The sequence below is a fragment of the Nonomuraea antimicrobica genome (assembly GCF_039536965.1).
GTDB classification, from domain to species: Bacteria; Actinomycetota; Actinomycetes; order Streptosporangiales; family Streptosporangiaceae; genus Nonomuraea; species Nonomuraea antimicrobica.
The window spans coordinates 76,076-102,900 of record NZ_BAAAZP010000103.1 but is presented as its reverse complement, the minus strand read 5'-3'; the positions used below and the strand labels follow the sequence as shown (position 1 = coordinate 102,900).

General features: G+C 70.2%; 30 protein-coding genes. 21 read left to right on the top strand and 9 right to left on the bottom strand.

Going from position 1 to position 26,825, the window contains the following annotated elements:
• The first annotated feature begins 131 nt into the window (after positions 1-131).
• From ABD844_RS30105 to ABD844_RS30080, 6 genes are all read left to right on the top strand, one after another.
• Positions 132-1,727 carry an MFS transporter gene (locus tag ABD844_RS30105; RefSeq protein WP_344885557.1) on the top strand — a complete coding sequence of 532 codons (1,596 nt, stop codon included), beginning with the start codon at positions 132-134 and terminating at the stop codon, positions 1,725-1,727.
• A 110-nt stretch (positions 1,728-1,837) separates the two neighbouring features.
• On the top strand, positions 1,838-2,101 hold the full coding sequence (locus ABD844_RS30100) for a DUF3039 domain-containing protein (RefSeq protein WP_344885554.1): 264 nt from the start codon (positions 1,838-1,840) through the stop codon (positions 2,099-2,101).
• A 79-nt stretch (positions 2,102-2,180) separates the two neighbouring features.
• Entirely contained in the window at positions 2,181-3,137 is a 957-nt protein-coding gene (locus ABD844_RS30095; RefSeq protein ID WP_344885552.1) for a zinc metalloprotease, read from the top strand.
• Between the two features lie 25 nt (positions 3,138-3,162).
• The gene (locus tag ABD844_RS30090) at positions 3,163-4,548 is read left to right on the top strand and encodes an MFS transporter (protein WP_344885549.1); all 1,386 of its coding nucleotides are present in this window, start codon (positions 3,163-3,165) and stop codon (positions 4,546-4,548) included.
• 82 nt (positions 4,549-4,630) lie between these two features.
• Positions 4,631-5,551, top strand: a complete 921-nt coding sequence (locus ABD844_RS30085) for a hypothetical protein (RefSeq protein ID WP_344885546.1) — start codon at positions 4,631-4,633, stop codon at positions 5,549-5,551.
• A gap of 124 nt (positions 5,552-5,675) precedes the next feature.
• Entirely contained in the window at positions 5,676-7,427 is a 1,752-nt protein-coding gene (locus ABD844_RS30080; protein ID WP_344885543.1) for a DEAD/DEAH box helicase, read from the top strand.
• Between the two features lie 51 nt (positions 7,428-7,478).
• Here the strand turns inward: ABD844_RS30080 and ABD844_RS30075 are convergent, their stop codons facing one another.
• The 3 genes from ABD844_RS30075 to ABD844_RS30065 all read right to left on the bottom strand — a co-directional run bounded on the left by ABD844_RS30075 (position 7,479) and on the right by ABD844_RS30065 (position 10,279).
• Entirely contained in the window at positions 7,479-7,955 is a 477-nt protein-coding gene (locus ABD844_RS30075; RefSeq protein ID WP_344885540.1) for a GNAT family N-acetyltransferase, read from the bottom strand.
• 82 nt (positions 7,956-8,037) lie between these two features.
• Complete coding sequence (locus ABD844_RS30070) at positions 8,038-9,183, bottom strand: hypothetical protein (protein ID WP_344885538.1); 1,146 nt, start codon at positions 9,181-9,183, stop codon at positions 8,038-8,040.
• Positions 9,173-10,279 carry a helix-turn-helix domain-containing protein gene (locus ABD844_RS30065; RefSeq protein ID WP_344885535.1) on the bottom strand — a complete coding sequence of 369 codons (1,107 nt, stop codon included), beginning with the start codon at positions 10,277-10,279 and terminating at the stop codon, positions 9,173-9,175. Before ABD844_RS30065 ends, ABD844_RS30070 begins: the two co-directional genes overlap by 11 nt.
• A 403-nt stretch (positions 10,280-10,682) precedes the next feature.
• On the opposite strand from ABD844_RS30065, the gene ABD844_RS30060 reads away from it, so the two are divergent.
• The gene (locus ABD844_RS30060) at positions 10,683-10,907 is read left to right on the top strand and encodes a hypothetical protein (protein WP_344885533.1); all 225 of its coding nucleotides are present in this window, start codon (positions 10,683-10,685) and stop codon (positions 10,905-10,907) included.
• 387 nt (positions 10,908-11,294) lie between these two features.
• Positions 11,295-11,468, top strand: coding sequence for an STAS domain-containing protein (locus ABD844_RS30055; protein WP_344885531.1), 174 nt, complete (start codon positions 11,295-11,297; stop codon positions 11,466-11,468).
• A 27-nt stretch (positions 11,469-11,495) separates the two neighbouring features.
• On the opposite strand, the gene ABD844_RS30050 is transcribed toward ABD844_RS30055, so the two are convergent.
• Positions 11,496-12,029, bottom strand: a complete 534-nt coding sequence (locus tag ABD844_RS30050) for a hypothetical protein (protein WP_344885528.1) — start codon at positions 12,027-12,029, stop codon at positions 11,496-11,498.
• A gap of 156 nt (positions 12,030-12,185) precedes the next feature.
• On the opposite strand from ABD844_RS30050, the gene ABD844_RS30045 reads away from it, so the two are divergent.
• Complete coding sequence (locus ABD844_RS30045) at positions 12,186-12,428, top strand: ribbon-helix-helix domain-containing protein (protein WP_344885525.1); 243 nt, start codon at positions 12,186-12,188, stop codon at positions 12,426-12,428.
• Entirely contained in the window at positions 12,428-12,850 is a 423-nt protein-coding gene (locus tag ABD844_RS30040; RefSeq protein WP_344885522.1) for a PIN domain-containing protein, read from the top strand. The genes ABD844_RS30045 and ABD844_RS30040 overlap by 1 nt, the downstream gene beginning before the upstream one ends.
• Position 12,851: 1 nt before the next feature.
• Here the strand turns inward: ABD844_RS30040 and ABD844_RS30035 are convergent, their stop codons facing one another.
• A complete protein-coding gene (locus tag ABD844_RS30035) occupies positions 12,852-13,421 on the bottom strand; it encodes a nicotinamidase (protein ID WP_344885519.1) in 570 nt (189 codons plus the stop codon).
• 14 nt (positions 13,422-13,435) lie between these two features.
• The gene (locus ABD844_RS30030; protein ID WP_344885607.1) at positions 13,436-14,719 is read right to left on the bottom strand and encodes a nicotinate phosphoribosyltransferase; all 1,284 of its coding nucleotides are present in this window, start codon (positions 14,717-14,719) and stop codon (positions 13,436-13,438) included.
• Between the two features lie 46 nt (positions 14,720-14,765).
• Between ABD844_RS30030 and clpS the strand changes: the two genes are divergently transcribed.
• From clpS to ABD844_RS30005, 5 genes are all read left to right on the top strand, one after another.
• Entirely contained in the window at positions 14,766-15,059 is a 294-nt protein-coding gene (clpS, locus tag ABD844_RS30025; protein WP_344885516.1) for an ATP-dependent Clp protease adapter ClpS, read from the top strand.
• 85 nt (positions 15,060-15,144) lie between these two features.
• Positions 15,145-15,669, top strand: coding sequence for a DUF2017 domain-containing protein (locus tag ABD844_RS30020; RefSeq protein ID WP_344885513.1), 525 nt, complete (start codon positions 15,145-15,147; stop codon positions 15,667-15,669).
• A 9-nt stretch (positions 15,670-15,678) separates the two neighbouring features.
• Positions 15,679-16,080 carry a M67 family metallopeptidase gene (locus ABD844_RS30015; protein WP_344885510.1) on the top strand — a complete coding sequence of 134 codons (402 nt, stop codon included), beginning with the start codon at positions 15,679-15,681 and terminating at the stop codon, positions 16,078-16,080.
• Between the two features lie 140 nt (positions 16,081-16,220).
• The gene (locus ABD844_RS30010) at positions 16,221-16,493 is read left to right on the top strand and encodes a MoaD/ThiS family protein (protein ID WP_344885507.1); all 273 of its coding nucleotides are present in this window, start codon (positions 16,221-16,223) and stop codon (positions 16,491-16,493) included.
• 1 nt (position 16,494) lies between these two features.
• Positions 16,495-17,442, top strand: coding sequence for a PLP-dependent cysteine synthase family protein (locus tag ABD844_RS30005; RefSeq protein WP_344885504.1), 948 nt, complete (start codon positions 16,495-16,497; stop codon positions 17,440-17,442).
• 181 nt (positions 17,443-17,623) lie between these two features.
• Here the strand turns inward: ABD844_RS30005 and ABD844_RS30000 are convergent, their stop codons facing one another.
• Together ABD844_RS30000 and ABD844_RS29995 are read right to left on the bottom strand one after the other, a co-directional pair.
• Positions 17,624-19,510, bottom strand: coding sequence for a DUF3352 domain-containing protein (locus ABD844_RS30000; protein WP_344885501.1), 1,887 nt, complete (start codon positions 19,508-19,510; stop codon positions 17,624-17,626).
• Positions 19,511-19,596: 86 nt separating this feature from the next.
• Positions 19,597-19,923: a hypothetical protein gene (locus tag ABD844_RS29995; protein ID WP_344885499.1), complete on the bottom strand. Its 327-nt coding sequence runs from the start codon at positions 19,921-19,923 to the stop codon at positions 19,597-19,599.
• 101 nt (positions 19,924-20,024) lie between these two features.
• Here ABD844_RS29995 and ABD844_RS29990 point away from each other — a divergent pair, with 101 nt between their 5' ends.
• The 3 genes from ABD844_RS29990 to ABD844_RS29980 all read left to right on the top strand — a co-directional run bounded on the left by ABD844_RS29990 (position 20,025) and on the right by ABD844_RS29980 (position 22,494).
• Positions 20,025-20,816: a thioesterase family protein gene (locus ABD844_RS29990; protein ID WP_344885496.1), complete on the top strand. Its 792-nt coding sequence runs from the start codon at positions 20,025-20,027 to the stop codon at positions 20,814-20,816.
• 104 nt (positions 20,817-20,920) lie between these two features.
• Complete coding sequence (gene murI / locus ABD844_RS29985) at positions 20,921-21,745, top strand: glutamate racemase (RefSeq protein ID WP_344885492.1); 825 nt, start codon at positions 20,921-20,923, stop codon at positions 21,743-21,745.
• Positions 21,742-22,494: an MBL fold metallo-hydrolase gene (locus tag ABD844_RS29980; RefSeq protein ID WP_344885489.1), complete on the top strand. Its 753-nt coding sequence runs from the start codon at positions 21,742-21,744 to the stop codon at positions 22,492-22,494. The genes murI and ABD844_RS29980 overlap by 4 nt, the downstream gene beginning before the upstream one ends.
• Here ABD844_RS29980 and ABD844_RS29975 read toward each other — a convergent pair.
• Positions 22,479-23,717 (bottom strand): MFS transporter, encoded by a 1,239-nt coding sequence (locus tag ABD844_RS29975; RefSeq protein ID WP_344885486.1) that lies wholly within the window; start codon positions 23,715-23,717, stop codon positions 22,479-22,481. The genes ABD844_RS29980 and ABD844_RS29975 overlap by 16 nt on opposite strands.
• A 68-nt stretch (positions 23,718-23,785) precedes the next feature.
• Between ABD844_RS29975 and rph the strand changes: the two genes are divergently transcribed.
• Genes rph through ABD844_RS29960 form a run of 3 tightly spaced genes read left to right on the top strand, consistent with a single transcriptional unit; the run spans position 23,786 to position 26,797 of the window.
• The gene (gene rph / locus ABD844_RS29970; RefSeq protein WP_344885483.1) at positions 23,786-24,505 is read left to right on the top strand and encodes a ribonuclease PH; all 720 of its coding nucleotides are present in this window, start codon (positions 23,786-23,788) and stop codon (positions 24,503-24,505) included.
• Positions 24,502-25,092 carry an RdgB/HAM1 family non-canonical purine NTP pyrophosphatase gene (rdgB, locus tag ABD844_RS29965; protein ID WP_344885480.1) on the top strand — a complete coding sequence of 197 codons (591 nt, stop codon included), beginning with the start codon at positions 24,502-24,504 and terminating at the stop codon, positions 25,090-25,092. Before rph ends, rdgB begins: the two co-directional genes overlap by 4 nt.
• 46 nt (positions 25,093-25,138) lie before the next feature.
• Positions 25,139-26,797 (top strand): molybdopterin-dependent oxidoreductase, encoded by a 1,659-nt coding sequence (locus tag ABD844_RS29960; RefSeq protein ID WP_344885477.1) that lies wholly within the window; start codon positions 25,139-25,141, stop codon positions 26,795-26,797.
• The last annotated feature ends 28 nt before the right edge of the window (positions 26,798-26,825 follow it).

Genomic DNA, 26,825 nt, shown 5'->3' with positions numbered 1-26,825 from the left:
AGTGTGCCATATGTCATAGAGCGACCAATAAAAGTCGTTTGTCATCTGTCATAGGGTGACATAGATTACCGGAGGCTTACGACTTCTATGCCCCGACGTGGGGCGGTACGTGTACTGAGGGGGACTAACTCATGGCTCACGCGAAGGCGGTCGACGCGCCGTCATCGCCCGGCCCGGCCGAGCGGGGTGGCGGGGGAAACCCGTGGCTGGTGCTGCTCGCGGTCAGCCTGGGCGTCATCATGGTGATGCTCGACGGCACCGTGGTGGGCATCGCCAACCCGGTCATCCAGGTCGAACTGAAGGCTTCACTCTCCGACCTGCAGTGGGTGACCAGCGGCTATCTGCTCGCGCTGGCGGTCTTCCTGATCACCGCGGGCAAGCTCGGCGACCTGTTCGGGCACAAGCGGGTCTTTCTCATCGGTGTGGCGGGCTTCGCCATCTCGTCTGTGGGCATCGGCTTCAGCGCCCAGCTCGCCGACATCATTCCCGGCCTCTCGCCGGTCGGCGCGTTGATCGGCCTGCGGGTGCTGCAGGGTCTGTTCGGGGCGTTGCTGCAGCCGGCCGCCCTGGCGTTGCTGCGGACGGCGTTCCCCGGCGAGAAGCTGAACCAGGCGATGGGGGCCTGGGGCGCGATCATCGGCCTGTCGAGCGCCGCAGGTCCGATCGTGGGCGGCCTGCTGGTCGAGAAGGTGAGCTGGCAGTCGGTCTTCTTCATCAACGCGCCCGTCGGCGTCGTGGCCCTGATCATGGGCTTCCTGCTGATCAAGGACAACCGCTCGCAGACGTTCGCGCGCATCGACTGGCTCGGCGTGGTGCTGCTGTCGGGCGCGATGTTCTCGCTGGTGTGGACGATCATCAAGGCCCCCGAGTGGGGCTGGGGCGACAGCACGACGCTGACCTTCGTCGCCACGTTCGTGGTGCTCATCGGCGCGTTCATCTTCTGGCAGAGCCGGGCCAAGCAGCCGCTGGTGCCGCTGTCGCTGTTCGCGAACCCGTCCATCTCCATCGGCACCTTCCTCATGATGATGGTGGCCTTCGCGATGTTCGGGGCGATGTTCTTCCTGGGCTTCTTCTTCCAGGGCGTGCACGGTCTGACGCCGCTGGAGGCCGGTCTGCGCATGCTGCCGATGAGCGCCGGCATGATCGTCGCCTCGCCGCTGGCGGGCATGGCGCTCAGCAGGTTCGGGCCCAGGCTCACGATGGCGGGCGGTCTGCTGATCACCGCGGTCGCGATGTTCCTCATGTCCCGGCTCGGCATCGACGCGTCGTTCATCGAGAGCGCGATCCCGTTCGTGGTGCTGGCCTTCGGCCTCTCGCCGGTCTTCGTGGGCGCCACCGAGATCATCGTGGGCAACGCCCCCATCCAGCTCAGCGGGGTCGCGGGCGGTCTGCAGCAGTCGGCCATGCAGGTCGGCGGCGCGCTCGGCACCGCGATCCTCGGAGCCGTGATGGCCGGTGAGATCTCCGACACGCTGCCCGGCTACCTCGGCCCGGCGGCCCAGGCGTTCGCGCCCGCCGAGCTGGAGGGCCTGGAGAAGGCCGCCGCCTTCGGCACGGCGCCTCCGGGGCTGCCCGAGCAGATCGGCGACGCCATCCACCTGTCGTTCATGGACGGCATGCACCTGGCCTTCCTGGTGAGCACCTGCATCGCGGTGCTGACCGCGGTGCTCGCGCTGTTCGTCAAGGCGGGGCGGAAGACCGAGAGCGGCCCGGTCCACGTGGGCTGATCGACCTCCTTCCGCGTGCGGCCTCCGTCCCTCAGGGCGGGGGCCGTACGGCTGTCCGGAGTCAGGAGACTTGGGGGGACGCGGTCGTCGGCGGGCATAAACTCTGTGGAGTGAGCAGCACGAAGATCCTCCCAGAGCAGGAGACCACTCCGCGGACCTCGCACGGCGACGGCGATCACGAGCGGTTCGCCCACTACGCGGACAAGCACAAGATCACCGAGAGCATGGTGACCGGCACGCCGATCCGCGCTCTGTGCGGCAAGGTCTGGGTGCCCAGCCGCGATCCCAAGAAATACCCGGTCTGCCCGGAGTGCAAGGAGATCTACGAGGGCCTGCCCCCGGGCGGCGACGGCGGCGACGACAACAAGCAGTGAGTGTTGCTGAGCGGTAATCCCGCGACGGGGCGTTACGGTCTGTAGCCAGACCAGCGCAAATCCGTAGGAGGGGGACCGCATGCTCCGGCGCGTGACCGCCGTCTCGTTGGCATGCCTGCTCGCGGCGGGGCTCGTCCCGCCGTTCGAGGCGGGCGCCGCCCCGGCGGCCGGTTGCGCCCGGCACGCACCGCAGACGGCCGGCTCGCGCATGCCCGCGCTGCACCCGGACCCGCGGTCCCCGAGGCCCCGCTCTCCCGGGCCGCGTCGTCCCGGGCCGCGCTCGCCCAAGCCGGAAGACGTGGCGAAGGTCATGGCCGAGCTCGACGAGCGGCTGGCCGGTGTCACGCCGCCGAGCCAGATCACCGTGCCCACCCGCGTGCACCTCATCAGCCGCGGCCCCGACCGCCTGGTGTCCGACCAGACGGTCCTGGCCCAGATCGACGCGCTCAACCACGCGTACGCCGGCACGTACGGCGGCGTCGACACCGGCGTGCGCTTCCGCCTCGACGGCATCTCGGTCAAGCAGAGCGCCGCCTGGTTCGCCGACCCCATCGGCAACGAGAAGGCCATGAAGACCGCGCTGCACGAGGGCGGCGCCGACACGCTCAACCTCTACATCGCCCAGCTCAGCGAGCTGATGCTGGGCTTCGCCAGCTACCCCTACTGGTACGCGGGCACCCCCCGCCTCGACGGCGTCGTGATCGACTGGCGCAGCCTGCCCGGTGGCGCGATGACCAACTACAACAAGGGCTTCACCGGCGTCCACGAGATCGGCCACTGGCTCGGGCTCTTCCATACGTTCGAGAACGGCTGCGCCGAGCCCGGCGACGGCATCGACGACACCCCGGCCGAGGCCCGGCCGACCCAGGCGTGCCCACAGGACAAGGACACCTGCGCCGCCCGCGAGGGCAAGGACCCGGCGCACAACTTCATGGACTACGCCCACGACCGGTGCATGTGGGAGTTCACGCAGGGGCAGGCGGAGCGTATGCACCAGATGTGGGCCGCGTTCCGGGAGGCACCGCCCGCTGCCTAGATGTCCGACAAATTACGATGTGTAGGTGACAGCACCAAAGGCACTCGACGCTCCCCGCCGATCCCCGGGACTCCTCGGCCCCGAGTACCGCACGGCCACCTTAGGAATCGTGCTCGTGGTCACGCTGATCGCGTTCGAGGGAATGTCGGTCGGCGTCGTCATGCCGGCGATCGCCGGTGAGCTGGACGCCCTCGACCTCTACGGGCTCAGCTTCTCCGCCTTCCTCATCGCCAGCCTGTTCATGAACGTGGTGGCCGGGCTCTGGTCGGACCGGCGCGGCTACCCGGTGCCGTTCCTGACCGGCGTGGTGCTGTTCGCGGCCGGGATGGCGCTGGCCGGGGCGGCGTGGTCGGCCGAGATGTTCCTGGTGGCGCGGGCCGTGCAGGGGCTGGGCGGCGGGGCCGCCATCGTGGCGCTGTACGTGATGATCGCCCGCGTCTATCCGGTGGAGGTGCGGCCCAAGGCGTTCGCGGCCCTCTCGGCGGCCTGGGTGGTGCCCGCCATGGTGGGGCCGTCGGTGGCCGGGTTCGTCGGTGACCATCTGGGGTGGCGCTACGTCTTCTACGGCATCGTGCCGCTGGTCGTGCCCGCGCTGGTGATGCTCGTACCGGCGTTGCGGATGGGCTCGTCAGGTGAGACGCGGCCCGGCACCGGGCCGCGGTCCAGGCCGGTCGCGATGACGGTGGCCGCCACCGCCACGGCCGGCGGCGCAGGGCTGCTGCTGCACGGCGTGGACCGGCTGCAGGCGTACGCCGTGGCCGCGTCGCTGGAGGCCGCCGTGGGGCTGGCCCTGCTGGGCTACGGCCTCTACAAGCTGCTGCCGCCGGGGGCGCTGCGGTTCAGGCGCGGGTTGCCCACGACCATCCTGATGCGCGGCTTCTTCTCCTCCGCCTTCTTCGCCGTGAACACCTTCATCCCGCTGGCGTTGCAGTCGGTGAAGCTCTTCGACGCCACGCAGGCGGGCATCGCGCTGACGACCGGGGCGCTGGGCTGGTCGGCGGGCTCGTTCCTGCAGAGCCGACGGCCAGGGGAGGCGCACAAGCGGATCCGGCTGGGCGCCGGATGCGTGACCGTCTCGATCCTGGTCTGCCTGCTCTGCGTGCTTCCCGGGGTCACCGGGTGGATCGCCGTGCCCGCGTGGATCGTGGCCGGTTTCGGGATGGGCTTCGGCATCACCACGATCAGCGTGACCGCCATGAGGCAGTCACCGGTGAACGAGCAGGGCGCGAACTCCGCGGCGCTGTCGGTCTCCGACCAGCTCGGCTCGGCGCTGTCGATCGGCGTCGGCGGCGCACTGATGAACGTGATCGGGCACGCCCCGGCCCAGATCGCCACCGGGTTCGTGGTCACCTCGGCCCTCATGGCGGCCGTCGCGCTGAGCGCCACCGTGCTCGCCGGCCGCACCCGCTGAATTCCGTCCCTCCCGTCACAGCGATCACGGATCGCCTGATCCCGGTGGCGAGGAGTGATAGGACAGCGGGCAAGGAGGTGACATGGAGGATGATCACCGTGTCTGGCCCCCTCAGTCGAGGGCCAGGCATCGCCGACGCACGAGCCAGCCGTACCCGGACGCCTCCTTGCAACGCGACCGATGGGCGCGCGACGTCCCCGACCCCGTGGACCGCGACCCGGTCGAGCGCCACCCGAGGGAACGTGCCATCCCGGAGTCCCCGGATCCCGACTTCTGGGGGGAGGAGCGCGGGCATCCCCTCGACCTGCCCGCCGATGACGGGCCGTCCTGGAACCCCCGGATCCGTGGCACCGTCCCCGGCGGCCCCGTACGGTCCGGGGAGCCATGGGACGAGCTGCCCCCCTCCGCCCGCCTGCACGGCTCCCCGGCGGACCCCCACATGCGCGTACGCGCCGCCGGCACGTCACGGGTGTGGCGGCGCGCGGTGGTCGTGCTGGTGTCCCTGGCGGCCGGGACGGCGGTCGTGGCGGGGGCGACGGCCCTGGCGGCGCGGCTCACCGCCCCGGCCGAGGAGGCGGGACGGCTGAGCGACGCCCTCGCGGGGGTGGCCGCGACGCTGCCGCAGGGGTGGAGCGTGGAACCGGTGCCGCCGGTCACGGGGTTCACCTCGGTCGCCCGGCACAGGGACGGGGCGCTGGTGATGGCCCGCCCGATGCCAGGACCGGTGGAGGACGCCAAAAAGGCCGCCGCCGAGGCAGGGGAGCAGTACTCCCGACTCCTGCTCAAGGGCGACCGGGTGACCGTGGTCGAGGACCGGGCGATGCCGGGTGGCCACACCCGCGCGCTGCGGGCCGAGTACCAGGACGTGGTCAACCGCCCGGCGTTCCTCAGAGTGATGCTGCTCACTCGCGCGACCAGGCCCGTCCTGCTGGTCGGGCTGCTCCAGCCGGAGGAGAACAGCAGGAGACAGGCCCTCGACGCGCTCATGACGAGTCTCCGATAAGCCGCATAGCACGTACGAAAGACCTTGGCCAGAATCCCCGGCTCACGGCACGTCTTGTCGGTGGGCCCGATTACTCTTGGGTCACTGTGAGACAGCGAAGCACACGAACCTCAGAGGTGATGCGGTGAGCACCTTCGCCGCATCCCATCTTTCGCCTTCCTATCCAGACCGCGCCGCATGGGGCACCGCCCCCAAGCTGCGCGCGTGGCAGCAGGAGGCGTTCGACCTCTACTTCAGGCGCGAGCCGCGTGACTTCCTCACCGTGGCGACGCCGGGCGCGGGCAAGACCACCTACGCCCTGCGCATCGCCAGCGAGCTGCTCGCCAACGGGGTGATCAGGGCCATCACCGTCGTGACGCCCACCGAGCACCTCAAGCGCCAGTGGGCTGACGCCGCCGGGCGGGTGGGCATCGCCATCGACCCGGAGTTCAAGAACAGCCAGGGCGCCACCTCGCGCGACTACGTCGGGGTGGCGGTGACGTACGCGCAGGTCGCGATGCACCCCGCGCTGCACAGGGCGCGCACAGAGGCGCGCAAGACGATGATCATCTTCGACGAGATCCACCACGCGGGCGACGCGAAGTCGTGGGGCGACGGCGTCCGCGAGGCGTTCGAGCCCGCCACGCGGCGGCTCCAGCTCACCGGCACCCCGTTCCGGTCCGACGACAACCCGATCCCGTTCGTCGGCTACGAGGAAGACGCCGAGGGTCTCAAGCGCAGCGTCGCCGACTACTCCTACGGCTACGGCCCCGCGCTCGACGACGGGGTCGTGCGGCCGGTCATCTTCCTGGCCTACTCCGGTGAGATGAAGTGGCGCACGCGCGCCGGCGACGAGATCGCCGCGACGCTGGGCACCCCCCTCACCAAAGACCAGCTCTCGCAGGCGTGGCGGGCCGCACTCGACCCCAAGGGCGACTGGATCCGCCAGGTTATGCAGGCCGCCGACCGCCGGCTCACCGAGGTGCGCAGGGGCGTGCCCGACGGTGGCGGCCTGGTCATCGCCACCGACCACGAGACCGCCCGGGCCTACGCCCGCCACCTGCGCAACATCACCGGCGAGGGCGCGACCGTGGTGCTGTCCGACGACCCGGGCGCGTCCAAGAAGATCAAGCAGTTCGCGGCCTCGCAGGACCGCTGGCTGGTGGCCGTGCGCATGGTGTCGGAGGGCGTCGACATTCCCCGGCTGTGCGTCGGCGTCTACGCCACCTCCACCTCGACCCCGCTCTTCTTCGCCCAGGCCGTGGGGCGTTTCGTGCGTGCGCGCAAGCGCGGCGAGACCGCCTCGGTCTTCCTGCCCTCGGTGCCCACCCTCATGGGGCTGGCCAACGAGATGGAGGTCGAGCGCGACCACGTGCTCAACAAGCGGCCTCCGGAAGACGGCCTCGACGACTCGCTGCTCGAACAGGCCAACCGGCAGAAGGACCAGCCCGACGTGCTGGGCGACGAGCTGCCGTTCGAGACGATGGAGACCTCGGCCACGTTCGACCGGGTGCTCTTCGACGGGGGCGAGTTCGGCACCGGCGCCGAGATCGGCTCGGCCGAGGAGGAAGACTTCATCGGGCTGCCCGGCCTGCTGGAGCCCGACCAGGTGGCGACGCTGCTGCGCAAGCGTCAGTCCGACCAGCAGGCCAAGCGCAGGCAGGGGGCCGCCGAGGAGCCCAGGCAGTCGCCGGCGCCGCATGAGCAGATCGCCGAGCTGCGGCGCGAGCTCAACGGCCTGGTGGGCGCCTGGAACCACCGCACGGGGCAGCCGCACGGGGTGATCCACGCGGAGCTGCGGCGGGCCTGCGGAGGGCCGCCGATCGCGCAGGCGACGGCGGAGCAGATCCAGGAGCGGATCGACCTGATCCGCCGATGGGCCAGTCAGCGCCGCTAGCCAGGGCCTGCGCCTCCGCCTCCTCTTCTCGGCTGGTCCGGGAGGGGGAGGTCACTGCGGGGTCGGGTGGGGGGTGTGGGTGAGGTGGCGGACCATGATGCGGCACACCTCCGGCCGTCGCTCGCGTTCGCCGTTCGCGCCGTAGACCACCTGCGTCGTGTCCACCTTCCCGTACGGCCATTCCGCGTACCCGCGGCGCAGGTACAACCGTTGCGCGGCCGGGTTGTCCAGCCCGACGCCGAGGGCGACCCGTTCGTGTCCCATGGCGGTCAGGCGCTCCTCGGCCGCGTCCAGCAGCCGGGTGCCGATGCCCTCGTTGCGCCGCTTCTCCGCGACCTCCAGGTGGGTGAGCAGCGCGACCCCCGGCAGGCGGGCCCGCAGCTCCGGCTCCTCGGCGGGCGCCAGCCAGACGTAGACGTCTCCGAGCGCCACCTGCCGTTCCCAGGCGACCAGGAGCAGCCCGTGCCCGGCGTCCTGCAGCCTGAGCCGGTCGGCGAAATAGGCCGCCTGTCCGAGCGAACGGATCACGGCAGGGAGGTCGGCATGGACGGCTTGGCGTATCTCAGGTGCCTCCACGGACGTCAAGATTCCCAATTGGGACTGAAGTGAATCAAATGGGAAGATTCAGGCGTGGCTGATGGTTGAGTGCCGCCGCGCCATCCTTGACCAGCCATTTCAGCGCGTCCCGTACGTCCGAGGCGAGCAGTGAGTGCTTGCGCAGGTGCTCGATCCAGCGGTAGCGGTCCTCGCGCCAGCCCTTGATGTAGCGCACGCAGAACTCCGGCTCGATGCTGTTGAGCCGGCCGAGCGCGGCCCGCAGCGACTCCTCCATGGCCCGCGGATCGGGCCTGGACCCGGGCGCCAATTGTCTGACGCGCCGCAGCACGTCGAGGATGAACGCCCTGCGCCTGGCCAGGAAGTCGGCCCAGTGCCGGGTGTCGGTGGCGGCGGCCCAGCCGATCCGGTGGTCGAGCAGCCAGTAGACGCCCTCGGCCAGCACGTCGCCGAACTCCTGGTCGCGCGCCCGTACCGCGCGGTCGAACGGGTCGTACGGCCGCTGCTTCACCATCCCCGTCACGGCCAGGCGGCGCAGCGAGGTCTCGCCCAGCAGGTAGAACCAGTCCTCGTTGTAGACGTTCGGGAAGAACGACGGGTTGCGGAACGTCTCGACCGCCAGCGCGCCGCCGCCCACGAACGAGTCCTGGTCGCCCCCGGCCAGCCGGTGCGCGTGACACACCACCGAGTTGTCGGGGAAGCCGCCGATGTGCATGCCCACGGCGTCGTACCGGTCCAGCAGCGCGGCGGCGCGCATGACGTCCTCGTGCCCGCCCACCTCGATGTCGTCGTCGAGGAAGACGACGCGCTCCCAGCCCATCACGTGGGACAGGAGCAGCCCGATGTTCCGCTTGGCGCTGAGGTCGGTCGCCCGCTCGAACTTGGTGCCCTTCACGATCGCGGTCGTCTCGAAGTCCGGCATGTTGAGCCGGCCCACGTCGTCGATGTCGATCGCGATGTACCGCACGTCGTACGGCATCAGGGCGGCCACCCGGTCGGCCTTGCTCCACGGCCGGCTGTGCAGCGTCACGAGGGGGCAGCCCAGCGCGGTCGCCAGGCGGGTCGCGTGGCCAAGCCACCGCGGGTGCCGGATGGTCGGGACGATGATCGCGTCCACGCCGGCCTCCGGCGGGTCCTCGCCGTCGGTGAGGCGCAGGTCGACGAGATGTCTGTGTGAGCCGTGGTGGTTCTCAGTCGCCATGGGCGGGCTCCGACCATTCGTGGAGCCGCATCGATTCCAGAGTCCAGTCGGGTGTGACGACGGCTTGGCCCTCGATCCGGACCCGGGTGAGCATGCTGTAGGAGGAGGCGTTGCCGAAGCGCCGGCGCAGGTAGGCGGCGTTCCTGTCGCGGAACCGCTCGTCGGTCAGCGCACGGACCGCGCCGTACACGCCTCTGCCGTACATCCCATTGCAAATGGTCAGCGTGCGTTCGACGTTGTTGGGGTTGACCCCGCGGTAGAAGAGCGCGACGTCCTCCAGGAGTCGCACATTAGCGCCTGACCCCGTGCGTACCGAGTAGTGCCTGCGTGTGTCGTGCCCCTCGTCCACCTCGAAGTACGGCCCGAGCGCGCCCTCCCAGTCGGCCACCTGCCGCACCGGCAGCTCCATGCGCCTGAGCATGGACGCGGTGACCTGGTTGTAGTCGACGCCGCCGAGCAGCGCCAGGTGCGTGGTGAAGTCGTCGGAGCGTAAGTCCTCGGGGGCGCGCAGGGTGACCAGGCTGCGCGGGTTCGCGGCGCGGAGATGGCCGTGCAGCTCGAAGAGGGAGTCGAGGTCGGAGTACTTGTAGTGCTCGATGTAGTCGGCGGTCTCCGGCGACGCGTACGGGATCTTGGCCCGCTGGTCCTCGGGGAGCTGCGAGCAGATGATCGTGATCGGCTCGCCGTCGGGGAACCGCCAGGGGTTGTGGCGGAAGACGTCGTCGCCGGGCGCGGGCTCGGCGCTCTCTCCCGAGGCCAGGGCCCGCAGCGTCGTCTGGCGCAGCCGGGTCAGCTCGGCCAGCAGCCCGCGCTGCTCCTCGCGCTCGCCGGCGGTCAGCTCGGCTAGCGGCAGCACGCGGGCCCGCCCGTTGGCCACCGAGCGCCTCGTCGCGAAGAACGCGGCGTACTTCTCCAGCCGGTGCAGGGGCGGGACCTTGATCGCGTGGGTCGACTCCCACGAGGAGATCAGCGGGACGCTGACCCCGAGCGCCTCGCGGAGCTGTGCCTGGGTGACCCGCAGGTCAGGCCAGTGGCCCTCGCGGAGCTCGCGCAGGCGGCGTGCCAGCGCGGTCCGCGCGGAATCGTCGCCGCTCATGCCCAGCCTCATTCGTGTGAACTTCAGTGATTTCTAGTGAACATCGATCGCACCGCGAAGTCGATGGGCGAATCCGCAGCTAGATCCCCGCATAGGGCTCGACGTGGGTAAACCCGAGCACAAAGAGCCACCAGTCTAGCGAGTGGCAGGTCTCGAACGTGGCGCGTGGGCGGTATCCGCAGGGGGTATCAATGAATATGAGAGAAGTTCAGTTAATACAACTGAAGTTGACTGAATAGTTGGTGGAGGTGGTTCGCGACAGTCACGAGATGAGCCACGTCCCCGGCCACCGAGCGGCATCCCAGCGGAAAGACCGCGGACACCCCCAGGAACCGACATCCACTCAGAGGTGTCCGCGCAGCAAGGTTTCTGTCAGAGCGCGTCTCCGCACCAGGGAAAACCCATGCCAACTGTAGCCCTCCACCTCGCGGTGGCAATGCCCGAAACCATCGAGACCCGGCACCTGTCCCTCGTCATCCTCACCGTCCTGATCACCCTCTCCTGGGCCGGGATCCGCGCCTTGCGGCGGCGGACGCACGTGGTCATGGTCGTCAGCGGCACGAGCGTCCTGCTCGTGATCCTCACCGTCCTGGCCCTCGCCTACCTCGCCGCCTTCGGGGCGGCCTGAGGGCACGCAGGCCCGGCGACGCGGAAACCCCTGGTGAAGGGGTACGAAGCGGACGCCGGGCCGGTGGTTGCGGCTTGTGGACGCGCGCATTTTGGTCACAGACCGGTGGCATTCCGTTAGAAGCCCGGCAGAAGCGGCAAGAACCACCTTGGCTCGTCTTCGGAAATGCGGAAGGGCTTTTCCCATGTCGTCTGAGGCCACCGGAAGGCCGACCCTCACCATCACTTCCGGCCTCTCTGGAAATGCCGTCATCGTCAGGCTCGAAGGTGAGCTCGACGTCAACGTGCTGCCGATACTCAGAGAGCACGTCCAGCGCATCTGGGAGTTACCCCCAAACCCTTTCTGATCCTGGATCTGGGCGAGGTCTCGTTCTGCGACTCCATGGGCATGAACGAGCTCGTCGACATCATGCAGCGATGCGAGACCCGAGGCACCAGGCTGCTGCTCGGCGGGGTGCAGGGGGTGATGGCCCGGGTGCTGTCGATCACCGGGCTGCGGCACGCGTTCGAGGTGTTCGCCAAGTTCGACGACGCCCTGCGGCTGACCATGGCGCAGGCGTAGCCGGGCCCGCGCCGCTCTCCAGAGGCGTCACGTGGCCGGGCTCGGGATGCGGCGTCCTGTGCGGCCGTCGGTGGGGATGACGCCGGGCTTTTCGTGCCACGGCACCTTCAGGGTGACCATGCCGTCCTTGGGGCTCACGGGGAGTGTGAAGACGTTGCGGTGACGCATGGCCAGGACGGCCAGGTGCTCGCCGGTGCGCGGGGCCTCGTACAGCCAGACCAGCAGCTTCCTGCCGTGGGTGCGGAGCACGACCTCGGCGCTGTCGCACGGACGCGGCCCGGCCCGCCAGGCCAGCACCAGCTCGTCGCCCGCCTTCGCGTACCGCGGGCTGGGGGCGCGCTCCTCGCAGGCGGGCGGCGGGGCCGGGGCCGCGTGCGCGCCGACCGGCCGCACCTGGGCGGCGGTGGAGTGCTGGAGGGCGCTCATCGCGATCGTCCCGCCCTCCAGCAGGGCTAACGTCGCGAGCGCGGCGGCGCGCTCGCCCCTGCTCCCCGTGATGAGCAGCCACAGGCAGAGGGGGGCGAGCAGGAGCCAGGCCATGCCGAGCGAGAGGGGCAGCATGAAGAACCTCCCACCGATTGGAAGAGTTTTCACTCTCCGCATTGCTCCGACTTCGGAGTGGGTCCGCCCTCTTCGATATCACATGACCTGAGCGTTGCAAAGTGTGTACGCTTCGTGATCGTCGGCGTCACGGAGGCGCCGGGTTACCGTGGAGAGGTGCCTGAGGTGAGTCTGTACCTACCGGAGGACATCAAGCACCGGGTCGCCGAGGCGGCGCGGGCTCATGGGATGTCCGAGGATGCCTATATGCGCGAGGCCATCAGGCGCGCGCTGAGCGAGGAGATCGTCGGCGAACGCCCCCGCCCTCGGCTCCCGCTGTTCGACAGCGGCGATCCGACCATGGCGGAGCGCGTGGACGACATCCTCGCCGAGGGGTTCGGCCGGGATGGGCTCGACTGATGCTCATCCTCGACACGAGCGGAGTGTTCGCCGCCGCGGATCGCTCCGCCCCCGAGCACCTCGCCGCGAGGAAGGTCCTCGACAACGAGACGGGCGGGGTGGTCCTCTCGCCGTTCGTCCTTGCCGAGGTCGACTACATGCTCATGACCAGGATCGGCGTGCGGGCGGAGCTGGACTTCCTGCGTGAGGTCGGGCGCGGGGTCTACGACCTCGTTCCGGTGACGCGCTACGAGGTCGAGCGAGCGGCGGAGATCATTGGCCGTTACGGCGACATGCAGGTGGGCCTCGCGGACGCGTCCGTAGCCCTCCTCGCCGCCCGTCACGAGACGACGCGGGTGTTGACGCTCGATCAGCGGCACTTCAGGGCGATGAAGCCGCTCTGGGGTGAGGCGTTCACCGTGCTGCCCGCGGACGCGAACTGAGTCACCCCCCGGCAGGCGCGCCCTTCAGGGTGGCGCCTGCCCGCGCCATCTCGGCGATCGCCGCCTCCGTGGTCGTCGGTGACACCCCCGCCGTCAGGCCGAGGAGGACGCGTACGGCCAGCCCGTGCGTGACCGCGTCGAGGGCCGTCGCCCGTACGCAGTGGTCGGTGGCGATGCCCACCACGTCCACGTCGTGCACGCCGCGCTCGCGCAGCCACTCCGCCAGCGGCACCCCGTCGCCGGAGAGGCCCTCGAAGCCGCTGTACGCCGCCGCGTACGCCCCCTTGCTGAAGACCTCCTCCACCCCCGAGACGTCGAACGAGGGATGGAAGTCCGCCCCCGGGGTCCCGGCCACGCAGTGGGCGGGCCAGGTGGAGACGTAGTCAGGGGCGTCGGAGAAGTGGGTGCCGGGGGAGATGTGGTAGTCGCGAGTGGCCACGACGTGGTCGTAGCCGTGGTCGGTCACGTGGCGGGAGATCGCCGCGGCCACCTCCGAGCCCCCGGCCACGGCCAGGCTGCCGCCCTCGCAGAAGTCGTTCTGCACATCGACGATGATCAACGCGGTGCCCATGACAGCACGATACGTCAGGCGAACTCGGTGGGGATCGCCGCGTACCCCCGCCCGAGGTGGAGGGCCTCAAGGGGGAGGGCGGCGACGGCGGCGGCGTGGCGTTCGCGGGCGGCGGAAAGGGGCTCGCGGCCCACCACCTGGCCGTCGCGCACCAGTTCGTGCAGCAGGGGAACGCCGCCCTCCGGGACGAGCCCGCCGGTGGTGATCAGCTCGGTCTCGGCGTGCCCGCTCTCGTCCAGAATCCGGTACGCCTCCTTGCGGCCCCCGCGCGACGGTTTGCCCACCGAGCGCTTGGCCACGGCCTCCAGCTTGCCCGCGGCCGTCTCGCGGGCCACCAGCTTGTACACCAGGGCCGCCGTCGGCACGCCGGAGCCGGTCACCAGGGACGTGCCCACGCCGTAGCCGTCGACGGGGGCGGCGGCGAGCGCGGCGATGGCGTACTCGTCGAGGTCGGAGGTGACCAGGATGCGGGTGTCGAAGGCGCCGAGGGCGTCGAGCTGCTCGCGTACCTCCTGGGCGGCGGCCGCCAGGTCGCCCGAGTCGATGCGCACCGCGCCGAGCTTCTGCCCGGCCAGCTCCACGGCCGTGCGCACCGCCTCGGCCACGTCGTACGTGTCCACCAGCAGCGTCGTCTCCGACCCCAGGGTGGCGATCTGGGCCTCGAACGCCGCCCGCTCCGAGTCGTGCAGCAGCGTGAACGCGTGCGCCGCCGTGCCGGCCGTGGGGACCCCGTACATGCGCCCGGCCATCAGGTTGGAGGTCGAGGCGAACCCGGCGATGTACGCGGCCCTGGCGGCGGCCACGGCGGCGCCCTCGTGCGTCCGGCGCGAGCCCATCTCGATGAGCGGCCGGCGACCGGCGGCGTTGGTCATGCGGGAGGCGGCGGAGGCGATGGCGCAGTCGTGGTTGAGAATCGACAGGGAGAGCGTCTCCAGCAGCACGGCCTCCGCGAAGGTGCCCTCCACGACCATGATCGGGGAGGCGGGGAAATAGAGGTCGCCCTCGCGGTAGCCGTGGATGTTCCCGGAAAACCGGTAATCGGCGAGAAACGCCAGAGTCGTGTCGTCGACGATCTGGTGGTCTCGCAGATAGGTGAGTTCTTCGTCACCAAAACGGAAGCTTTCAAGCTCGTCGAGGATACGTCCCGTGCCGGCGACGACGCCGTAGCGCCGCCCACCAGGCAGATGACGGGCGAACACCTCGAAAACCGCCCGTCTGTGCGCCGCGCCGCTGCGCAGGGCGGCCTGCAGCATCGTCAGCTCATAGTGATCTGTGAGCAACGCAGTGCTCATGGTCATTGTCACGACTCGAAGACTACGGCCCAGATAGGGCAGACTTCTGGATGTGGGTAGCACCGCTCCAATCGCCGTTGAGCGTCCGTCATCGGACGTCCGGCCCGATCTGCCATGGGTGACCATCGTCTGGAACGACCCCGTCAACCTCATGTCCTACGTGACCTATGTCTTCCAAACGGTCTTCGGCTACACGCGTGAGAAGGCCGAGAAGCTCATGATGGACGTGCATCACAAGGGCAAGGCGGTCGTGTCCAGTGGCACGCGCGAGGAGATGGAACGGGATGTGCAGATTCTCCACTCCTACGGCCTGTGGGCAACGGTCCAGCCGGACTCGGTCAAGTGAGACGCACGCGCGGCGCGGATCACACGGGTCGCACGGGCCGCACGGGTCACGGGGGCCGCACCAGTCGTACGAGGAAGAGGCGCAGGTGAGTTCGGGGTTCTCGCGAGGCAGCGACGGCGTCGTCGTCGCGGAGTTCGAGGCGGCGGAGATCTCCCTGCTGCGTTCACTGGTCTCCATGATGCTCGGCATCGTCTCGCCGGGGCAGACCAGCGACGACCCGCTGGAGCGGGCCCTCGGCATCGGCGACAGCGCGGTGCCGTCCGATCCGGTGCTGGCCAGGCTGTTCCCTTCGGCGTACGAGGATGAGAAAGAGGCGGCCGAGTTCCGCCGCTACACCGAGGCCACCCTGCGCGACGGCAAGCGGGCCGACGCGCAGACCGTCCACGACACCGCCAGGGCGGGGCGGTCGGAGCTGTCGCCCGAGGAGGCCCAGGCGTGGCTGCGCGCGCTCAACGACCTGCGCCTGACCCTCGGCACCAAGCTCGACGTGACCGAGGAGATCCACGACGAGATCGCGATGATGTCGGAAGACGACCCCCGCTATCCGGCCTACGTCACCTACGACTGGCTGACCTACCTCCAGGACAGCCTGGTCCGGGCCCTCTGGTAGCTTCCGGGCATGCTGTCGATCTCGCAGGAGCTGGTGGACAAGATCGTCGCTCATGCCCGGGCCGATCACCCCGACGAGGCGTGCGGCGTCATCGCGGGCAAGGGCGGCGTGCCCGAGCGGTTCATCCCGATGGAGAACGCCGAGCGTTCCCCCACCTTCTACCGCTTCGACTCGATGGAGCAGTTCCGGGTCTGGCGGGAGATGGACGACCGCGACGAGGAACCCGTCGTGATCTACCACTCCCACACCGCCACCGAGGCGTACCCGTCGCGCACCGACGTGTCGTACGCCTCCGAGCCCGAGGCCCACTACGTCCTGGTCTCCACGCGGGACGAGAACGAGGTGGAGTTCCGCTCCTACCGGATCCTCGACGGAGTGATCAGCGAGGAAGAGGTAAGGTTTCTCCCATGATGGCCAGGCCGGTGCAGAGCTTTCTCTTCGCCCACACCGCTGCCGTCGTCGTCTACGACTGTCCTTAGCTCGGAATCCGCATCCCCCCGTCGGTGTTGCTGCCGATGGGACGACGACCTGACCTGAGGAGACTGACCGCGATGGCCATCGAGGTTCGCATTCCGACCATCCTGCGCACGTACACCGACGGCGCCAAGGCCGTGAGCGCCGAGGGCGCCACGCTCGACGAGCTGATCAGCAATCTCGAGTCGCGCCACCCGGGCATCAAGGACCGCCTGGTCGACGAGGGCAGCCTGCGCCGCTTCGTCAACGTCTACCTGAACGACGAGGACGTACGCTTCCTCGGCGGCCTCGGCACGCCCGTGGCCGACGGTGACACGGTGACCGTGCTCCCCGCCGTCGCCGGCGGATGACATGCGTTTCGACTCACTGATCGACTCGGTGGGGCGCACGCCTCTGGTGGGGCTGCCGAGGTTGTCGCCCTCCGCCGAGGTGCGGATCTGGGCCAAGCTCGAAGACCGCAACCCGACCGGGTCGATCAAGGACCGACCGGCCCTCTGGATGATCCAGCAGGCCGAGAAGGACGGCCTGCTCACGCCGGGCTGCACGATCCTCGAGCCCACCAGCGGCAACACCGGCATCTCGCTCGCCATGTCGGCCAAGCTCAAGGGCTACCGGCTGATCTGCGTGATGCCGGAGAACACCTCGGAGGAGCGCCGCCAGCTCCTGCGCATGTGGGGCGCGGAGATCATCTCCTCGCCCGCCGCCGGCGGCTCCAACGAGGCCGTCCGGGTGGCCAAGGGGCTGGCCGCCGACAACCCTTCGTGGGTGATGCTCTACCAGTACGGCAACCCCGCCAACTGGCGCTCCCACTACGAGACCACCGGGCCCGAGATCCTCGACGACCTGCCCACGATCACTCACTTCGTGGCCGGGCTCGGCACGACCGGCACCCTCATGGGGGTCGGCCGGTTCCTGCGCGAGCGGGTGCCGGACGTGCAGATCGTCGCGGCCGAGCCGCGTTACGGCGAGCTGGTGTACGGCCTGCGCAACGTGGACGAGGGGTTCATCCCCGAGCTCTACGACGAGTCGGTGCTGACCACCCGCTTCTCGGTGGGCTCGGCCGACGCGCTGCGGCGCACCCGTGAGCTGCTGGCGGGCGAGGGCATCTTCGCCGGGGTCTCGACCGGAGCGGCGCTGCACGCGGCGCTGGGCGTGGCCAGGAAGGCGGTCCAGGCGGGCGAGCGGGCCGACATCGTGTTCGTGGTGGCCGACGGCGGGTGGAAATACCTGTCCACGGGCGCCTACGAGGGGACGCTGGAGGAGGCGGAAGAGCGCCTCGACGGCCAGCTCTGGGCCTGACCTCGAAGGCCGGCTCCGGGGCGTACCTCGAAGGCCGCCGTTGGTCCTGACCTCGCAGGTCGGAGGTCGTCGACACGGAAGCGGCCGGTCCGATCGGACCGGCCGCCTTTCTCGTTTCCGGGGCCCTCAGGCGGGCTCGCCGGGGTGGTCCAGGTGAGTTCCGTGAGCTGCAGGGGGTGGCTCAGTTGAACAGGAGCCGCAGCGAGAACGCCGCCTCGGTGTCGGTCTGCGTGCTGCTCAGCCCCACGGCCCGCAGCACCTGGGCGCTGGCCTTCTCGTCGCCCTGCATCGAGTTCAGGTAGAGGCTCTCCAGCTTGTCCAGGTCCACGAAGAGCGCGACGTTCGCCTCGTCCGCGTTCGGGACGGCGGTCTGGAACGTCTCCGAGTCGCCGAGCGTGCCCTCCTCTGCGAGCTTCTTGGCGTACTCGTCCGTCGTCGCGACCGCGAAGACGCCGTCGCCGGTGGCCTTGGCGAGCTGCGGGGCGGGCTGGCCCTGCGACAGACCCTGCAGCACCTTGTCGAGGATGGCCTGCGCCTTGGCCGGGTCGGTGGCGATGCGGACACCGCCCTTGACCTGGTCGCCGCCCAGACCCTCGCCGTCGACGGCGACGGTGAGGTTCTGGCCGACGAAGGTGGCCAGGTCGCCGGGCAGGTTGAGGCCGAGCTGCGTCTTGGCCTGCTGCAGCATCTGCGCCACCTCCGTGCCGCCGGTCGCCGCGGCCTGCTTCTCGATCTCGGCCCACTGCTTGGTGAGGACCTGGTCCAGGCCGGAGATCGACAGGGCGCCGGCCGTGGTGGCGGGCAGGGTGCCGAGGTTCGCCTGGGGCAGGTCGCCCTGGGGGGTCAGGCCCTCGACGCCCCGTACGACGCCGGCGAGTTCGGCGTAGGCGCTGTCGAAGCGCAGCGCGCCGGCGAACCGGGTGTTCTTGACCTTGTCGAGCACGGCCGCCTGCCCGGCGGGGATCTCCTGCTTGGCCAGTTCGAGCAGGCCGCCCGTGTCGGCCCAGAACGACAGCACGCCCTGCTCGCCGACCGCGCCCATGTCGTCGCCGAACTCGGCGTTGTCCGACAGGCTGCCCTCGGCCTGGGCGTACTTGGTGGCCAGGTCCTGGGTGGCGGTCAGCAGCGCGTAGTCCTCGCGGAAGGCGATGCCGTACTCGTCACCGTCCATGATCTTGGCGATGCCGGCCTTGGCCGCCTCCTGGTCCTTGATCTGGACGGCCACCGCGACGTCGGGCTCCTCCTTGCCGGAGGGGACGGCGGCGAGGCCGACCCGGCTGCCCAGCCACGGGTCCACGTCCTTGGCGAAGTCGATCTTGTTCTCGGAGTCCTCGTTGACCAGGTCGAACAGCGCCTTGCGCGGGTCCTCGCCGGAGAAGGCGTCCTTGGTGGCCGCGAACTTCCTGGCGATCTGGAACAGGGCCAGCTTCTGGTTCGCGGCCGGGTCGAGGTCGAGGCGGACGTAGGCGATGGAGTCGGCGGGCAGGACGTCGTTCGGCTGCGTGCCGCCGCCGCTGAAGGCGCCCACGGCCCACACGGCGCCGCCGCCGAACAGCACCACGGCCAGCGCCGCGGCCGCGACGATGATCCAGTTCTTGCGGCCCTTCTTCGCCGGCTCGGCCGGGCCGAAGCCCTCGGGGCCCTGGTGCTGCCAGCCGCCCTGGGGGTGCGGGTTCTGCTGCTGCTGCCAGCCGGGCTGCTGGGGCTGCTGCTGCCACCCGCCCTGGGCCTGCTGCCAGTTCTGCTGCTGGGGTTGCTGCTGCGGGGGCTGCTGACCGTGCTGGGGTTGCTGGTTGCCGTACTGGGGGGCGCCGTAGGAGGCGTGCTGCCCGTACTGAGGGCCGTAGGAGGGCTGCTGGCCGTAGGACGCCTGCTGCCCGTACCCTCCCTGCCCCTGCGCGGACTGCTGCTGGCCCTGGGGCTGCTGCTGGTACGGCTGCTGCGGCGGGTAGGGCTGCCCCGGGTACTGCTGCGCCGTGGGCTGGTTCTCCGGCTGCTGCGCCTGATTCCAGTTGTAGGCCGTGGTCCGTTCAGGATCTTGGCCATAGGGGGGATTGTTCGCAGACATCACTCAACTCACAATGTGGACTTTGGACCACAGAGAAGGTAGCTGATGTTGCTAGATGTGCGCTTGCAATGTACTGAAGTCGGGATTTAGACGCGGTTCAACTCTTTTCTCAGGACGTCGATGTGAACCTCGCCGCCTCCGTAGTCCGCGACGTTCGCCCAGGGCACGAAAGTGCACCCCGCGTAGACCACGCGCGCGAGGGTCTGCGAGAGCCAGGCCGATCGGCCCTGGCGATCGCGGGTGAGGCCGAGCAGCAGCGGGGCGCGCCGGCCGGAGACGACCAGCCCGTAGACGGTATGGCTCTGCTGGAGCTCGCCCTTGTGCTTGACCACCCGGATGTCCACCACGAAACCGACCCATACCCCGTTGGAGTCCCAAACGGATTGACCAAGGAGTTCGGTGACACTTGTCATGATCAAACGTTGTCAGCCGAATCACGTTTTCGCAGGTAGGCGCGCTGATGGGCGAATGCTCTAGAGTGTCCAGAACAAAATTCGGACGTGAGGCGGGGCGGATGACCAAGTTCGACGAGGCCACGCAGGCGATCCGGGCCGAGGGGAACGCCTACGACGTGTGTCTCGACCCCGGCTACGCGATCGGCGGCCCGCTCAACGGCGGCTATCTGATGGCCGTGATCCTGCGGGCGGCGGTGGACGCCTCGCCGTTCGAGCACCCGGTAAGCACGACGGCGCAGTTCCTGAAGGCCCCGGCCCCCGGCCCCGCGCAGGTCAGGGTCGAGCCGCTCAAGGCCGGCCGGACCGCCGCCTTCGCCCGCGCGACGCTGGTGCAGAACGGCGAGGCGCAGATCGAGGGACTGATCACCACGGCCACGCTGCGCGACGCCGAGCCCGCGTACGCCGACGAGCCGACCCATGACATGCCGCCGATCGAGGAGTGCGTCAAACTCCCCGCTCCCAAGCCCGAGTCGGGCATGACCCTGAACGCCCAGATGGACCTGTTCTTCGACCCGCCCACGATCGGCTGGCTGAAGGGCCGGCCCACAGGCAGGCCGGAGTCGCGGGCGTACTTCAGGATGGCCGAGCCCCAGGACCCCGACCCGTACGTGCTGGCGCTGGCCGTGGACGCGCTGCCGCCCGTGGTCTTCTCCACCGGCGCCCGCGGCTGGGCCCCCACCGTGGACCTCACCTGGCACCTGCGCGCCCTGCCCGCGCCCGGCTGGCTGACGCTGCTCGGCGGCGGCCGGCTCGTCCGTGACGGCTGGTTCGACGAGGAGGTCGAGGTGCGCGACTCCACGGGCCGCCTGGTCGCGCAGTCACGTCAGCTCGCCCGGGTCGGAAGGGGCTGACCGGCCACGCTGTGACCAAGGCGACACCGCTTCCCGCCCATGAGCCGCGGAGTGTGAGCATTCTTACGCAGTGTTGATCGCGCAGGTCGCCTAACCTCTAGAACGTGCCGGACGCGAGTATTGGGATCTTCGACAGCGGGGTCGGCGGCCTGACGGTCGCCCGAGCGATCATCGATCAGCTCCCCCACGAGTCCATCACCTACGTGGCCGACACGGCCCGCCAGCCGTACGGGCCCAGGCGCATCGCGGAGCTGCGCGCCTACGCCCTGGAGGTCATGGACCACCTGGTCGAGCAGAACGTCAAGATGCTCGTGATCGCGTGCAACAGCGCCAGCGCCGCCGTGCTGCGCGACGCGCGCGAGCGGTACGACGTCCCCGTCGTCGAAGTGATCATGCCGGCCACCAGGCGGGCGGTGCGGGCCACCCGCAACGGCCGAGTCGGCGTGATCGCCACCAGCGCCACCATCGACTCCATGGCCTATCACGACGCCTTCACCGCGGCTCCCGACGTGCAGCTCACCGGCGTGGCCGCCCCGCGCCTGGTGGAGTACGTCGAGCGGGGAGAGACGATGAGCGACGAGCTGATCGAGGTCGTGCGCGACTACCTGGAGCCCGTCAGGGCCGCCGGGTGCGACACGCTCATCCTCGGCTGCACCCACTACCCGCTGCTCACCGGCGCGATCTCCTACGTCACCGGCGACGGGGTCACGCTGATCTCCAGCGCCGACGAGACGGCCAAGGACGTCTACCGCATCCTGCACGACCGCGATCTGGCGGCGGGAGGCGAGGCCACCCCCCGGCACCGCTTCCGCGCCACCGGCGACTCCCTCCTGTTCGCCCGGCTCGGGCGGCGCTTCCTGGGGCCGGAGATCGATGTGGTCGAAGTCGCACCAGCGGGGGGTACTACCTTTAACGGGAGGCCCACATGAAGGTGACCGTCGTCGGATGCTCGGGGAGCTATCCCGGCCCCGACAGTCCCGCGTCCTGCTACCTCGTCGAGGCCGACGGCTTCAGGATGCTGCTCGACCTCGGCAGCGGGTCGCTGGGCGCGTTGCAGCGCCACATCGGCCTGTACGACGTGGACGCGATCTGCCTGTCGCACCTGCACGCCGATCACTGTCTCGACCTCTGCGGCTACCACGTGGCCCGTACGTACGGCCCCGAGGCGCCCTACCCCCTCGTGCCCGTCTACGCGCCCGCGGCCGCCCCCGTGCGGATGGCGGCCGCGTACGGCATGCCGGACGAGCCGGGTCTGGAGACCGCGTTCGAGTTCGTCGCCCTGTCGCAGGGCTCGTTCGAGATCGGGCCGTTCACCCTCACCGCGGGCCTGGTCAACCACCCGGTCGAGGCGTACGGCTTCCGCGTGGCCCACGGCGGGCGGAGCCTGACCTACTCCGGCGACACAGGGGAGTCGCACGAGCTGGTCAGGCTGGCCGCGGGCACCGACCTGCTGCTGTGCGAGGCGTCGTTCGTCGACGGCCCCGACCTGCCTCCCGACCTGCACCTGACCGGCCGCCAGGCGGCCGAGCACGCCGCCAAGGCGGGCGTGGGCAAGCTCGTGCTCACCCACCTCGTCCCCTGGAACGACCAGTCCACCGTGCTGGACGAGGCGTCGGGCGGCGGCTACGACGGGCCGATCGAGCTGGCCCGCAGCGGCGCCGTCTACGACCTGGCCTGAACCTCGGTGAAGTCGCGCATGCGCGGCAGGGGCGAGAACAGCAGCGGCACGAACGCCACCGCCCGTCCCACCATGAGCAGCCACAGCGCCTGCCGGACCCCGATCTGCTGAGCGACGAGCCCGCCGATCATGGCCCCCAGCGGCATCATGCCCCACGTCAAGAACCGCACCGACGCGTTGACCCGGCCGAGCAGGTGGTCAGGGGTGACGGTCTGCCGGTAGGTGATCTGGCCCACGTTCGAGAGCGTCGCGTTCCACGAGATCGTGATCGAGGTGATCGCGAAGCACGCCATCCGCCAGTCGGCCTGCGTCAACGGCAGCAGCAGGCCGAACGGAGCGCCGATGGTGGCGGCCAGCCAGGTCATCCTGGCCGTGCCGTACCTCCTCGACAGCCAGGCGCCGGTCAGGCCGCCCAGCAGCCCGCCGATCCCGCCGGACATGAGCAGCACCCCGATCACGCCGGGGGCCAGCTTCACGGTCTCTGCCAGGAACAGCACCGACAGCGCCAGCACGCCGCTCACGCACAGGTTGCCGATCGCCGACGAGGTCGCGAAGGAGCGCATCAGGCGGTCGTTCCACACGTAGGCCAGCCCCTCGCGGATTCCGTGCAGCAGCGGCCCGCGCTCGGTGTCGGCGGGCGGCTTGTCCGGCGCCCTGATCGAGGCCAGGAAGAGCACCGAGGCCAGCGCGCCGAGCGCGGTGGCGATCATCGTGCGTGGCGCGCCCAGCAACTGCACGAGCGTGCCGCCCAGGCCGGGCCCCGCCAGGAACGCCCCCGACCGCACCACCTCGAGCTTGGCGTTGCCGTCGCTGAGCTGCGCGGCCCCGACCAGATCGGGCAGGTACGTCTGGTCCGCCACGTCGTTGAAGACCTGCGACACACCGACCAGCACCGCCACCACGAACATCATCTCTATGCTCAGCAGCCCCAGCGCGGCCGCCACCGGGATGCTCCCCAGCAGCACGAACCTGGCCAGATCCGAGGCCATCAGCACCTGACGTCTGCGCATCCGGTCGACCCACACCCCCGCGGGCAGGCCGATGAACAGGAACGCCGCCGTCTGTAACGACGACAGCAGCCCCACCTGAACGGGCCCCGCCTGCAGCGCCAGCACGGCCACCAGGGGAAGCGCGACGCGCGAGACATTAGCTCCAAGTTCGCTCGCCACATGCGAACTGAGGAACCGGAGGAAGTCAGGGTTTCGCAACACCCCCGTTGTCATTGCGTAAGGATCCATGTGTCGGACACATTTGGTCAAGAGTGTTGCGGCGCGGAGATAGGGTGATCTGCATGTCCCGACAGGATGGCCGCAACCCTGACCAGCTCCGACCCATTACCATCACCCGGCAATGGCTGGCCCACGCCGAGGGATCGGTTCTGGTCGAATTCGGCGGCACCCGGGTGCTGTGCGCGGCGTCGGTGCAGGACAGCGTGCCGCGCTGGCGCAGGGGCAGCGGTCAGGGCTGGGTTACGGCCGAATACGCGATGTTGCCGCGGGCGACCAATACCCGCAACGACCGCGAATCGGTCCGCGGCAAAATCGGCGGCAGGACACACGAGATCTCGCGGCTGATCGGCCGGTCGCTGCGGGCCTGCGTCGATTACAAGGCGTTGGGGGAAAACTCCGTCCTGCTCGACTGCGACGTGCTGCAGGCCGACGGCGGCACCAGGACGGCCGCCATCACCGGCGCCTACGTCGCGCTGGCCGACGCGGTCGAGTGGATGCGCAAGCGCCGCATGTGCCCGGGAGACCCGCTCATCGGCTCGGTCGCGGCCGTGTCCGTCGGAGTGGTGGGCACCGTGCCGATGCTCGACCTCTGTTACACAGAAGACGTCGCCGCCGAGACCGACATGAACGTCGTGATGACCGGCGACGGCCGCTTCGTCGAGGTGCAGGGCACCGCCGAGGGCGCCCCCTTCGACCGGGCGGCGCTCGGCCGCCTCCTCGACCTGGCCGTGGGGGGCTGCGAGGAGCTGACCCTGATCCAGCAGGAGGCCCTCGGGTCATGAAGATCGTGCTGGCCACGCGCAACGCGGGCAAGATCGCGGAGCTGCGCCGCATTCTCGCCGGGTTCGAGATCGTGGGGCTGGAGGAGTTCCCCTCGATCGGCGAGGTCGCCGAGACCGGGGTCACGTTCGAGGAGAACGCCCTGCTCAAGGCGCACGCGGTCGCCCAGGGCTCCGGGCTGCCCGCCGTGGCCGACGACTCGGGCCTGTGCGTCGACGTGCTCAACGGCATGCCGGGCGTCTTCTCCGCCCGCTGGGCCGGGCGGCACGGCGACGACCGCGCCAACCTCGACCTGCTGCTGGCCCAGATCTCCGACGTGCAGGAAGACCGGCTGACCGCCCACTTCGCCTGCGCCGCCGCGCTGGCGCTCCCCTCGGGGGAGTCGAGGGTGTCGCACGGCACGCTGCCGGGCCGCCTGGTCCGGGTTCCGCGCGGGTCCAACGGGTTCGGCTACGACCCGATCCTCGTGCCCGACGGCGAGCGGCGCACGGCCGCCGAGCTGGCGCCCGAGGAGAAAGACGCGATCAGCCACCGGGGCCGGGCCTTCCGCGCGCTGGCGCCCGTCGTGCGAGAGATCCTCGGCTCGTAACCACCGCGTAAGAAAGCCATGGCCCGGCCGGGCGTACCGTCGGACTGTGCAGAGGAACGAGACGATCCCCACCAGGGCTCCCGCCTGGGCAGGGGCGCTGGTGGGGCTGGTGTCCGGGGGCGTGGCCCTCGGGGTCGCGCAGCTTCTGGCCGGATTCTTCGGGCCCGCGACGTTTCCGGTGGTGGCCGTCGGTGACGCGGTCGTCGACCTGACGCCCGCCCCGGTCAAAGACTTCGCCATCGCGACGTTCGGCGAGAACGACAAGGCCGTGCTCGTCGGGGGCGTGCTGGTGGTGCTGGCCGGGATCGCCGCGCTGATCGGGGTGGTGGCGCGGCGGCGGCTGGCGTACGGGCTCGCGGGGCTGGACGCCTTCGGGGTGATCGGCGCGCTGGCGGTGTTCACCCGGCCGGGCGCGGTGGCGCTCGACCTGCTGCCGACCGTGGCGGGGGTGGCCGCCGGTTCCGTGGCACTCGCCTGGCTCCTGCGCCGCGCCACCGTGTCCCGCGTTTCCACGTCCCGCGTCTCCACGGCGCTCCCTGCCCCCGGCCCTCCGGCGGAGGTCGGGGAAGGGGAGCCCGCGAGCACCGCTCCGGAGCCGGAGCGGCCCGCGGTGATGCGGGCGGGTGGTGAGGTGGCGGAGTTCGACCGGCGGCGGTTGCTGACCGGGGCCGCCGGCGGCGTGGTGGTGGCGGGGGCCACCGCGCTGCTGGGGCGGCAGCTCAGCGGGCAGCGGGCCGTGGACGCCGCCAGACTGGGCGTGCGGCTGCCCAGGCCCGCCGTCCCGGCCGGGCCCATCCCGGCGGGCGCCGACCTGCGCCTTCCCGGCCTGTCACCGTTCGTCACTCCGAACCGGGACTTCTACCGCGTCGACACCGCCATCTCCGTCCCCCAGGTCGACCCGAACGACTGGACGCTGCGCATCCACGGCCTGGTCGGCCGTCCCGTCGAGCTCACCTACGCCGACCTGCTGAAGCTGCCGCTCACCGAGGCCGACGTGACGCTCACCTGCGTCTCCAACGAGGTCGGCGGCCCCTACGTGGGCAACGCCCGCTGGCTGGGCGTGCGCATGGCCGACGTACTGCGCCGGGCGGGCCTGCGGTCGGACGCCGACATGCTGCTGTCCACCTCCGCCGACGGCTTCACCTGCGGCACCCCGGTGGACGTGGTGATGGACGGCCGCGAGGCCCTGTTCGCGATCGCGATGAACGGCGAGACGCTCCCCGTCGAGCACGGCTTCCCCGTACGGCAGGTCGTGCCCGGCCTGTACGGATACGTCTCGGCGACCAAGTGGGTCGTGGACATCAAGGTGACCAGGTTCGACACCGACCAGGCGTACTGGACCCCGCGTGGCTGGTCCGCCAAGGGCCCGATCAAGACCCAGTCGCGCATAGACGTGCCCAAGGCGGGCGACTCGCTCAAGGCGGGCGCCACCACGATCGCCGGGGTGGCCTGGGCGCAGCACACCGGGGTGGAGGCCGTCGAGGTCCGCGTGGACCGCGGCGAGTGGCGCCGGGCGAGGCTGGCCCAGGTGCCCGGCCCCGACACCTGGCGGCAGTGGTCGATCGACTGGAACGCGACCACCGGCGAGCACACCATCGAGGTACGCGCCACCGACGCCGCCGGCCGCACCCAGACCGAGCGGATCGCCCCGCCCGCACCCGACGGCGCCACCGGCTGGCACACCATCACCGTGCAGGTGGGCTGAGGTTCGCCGCATTTGCCCAGGTAAGAGC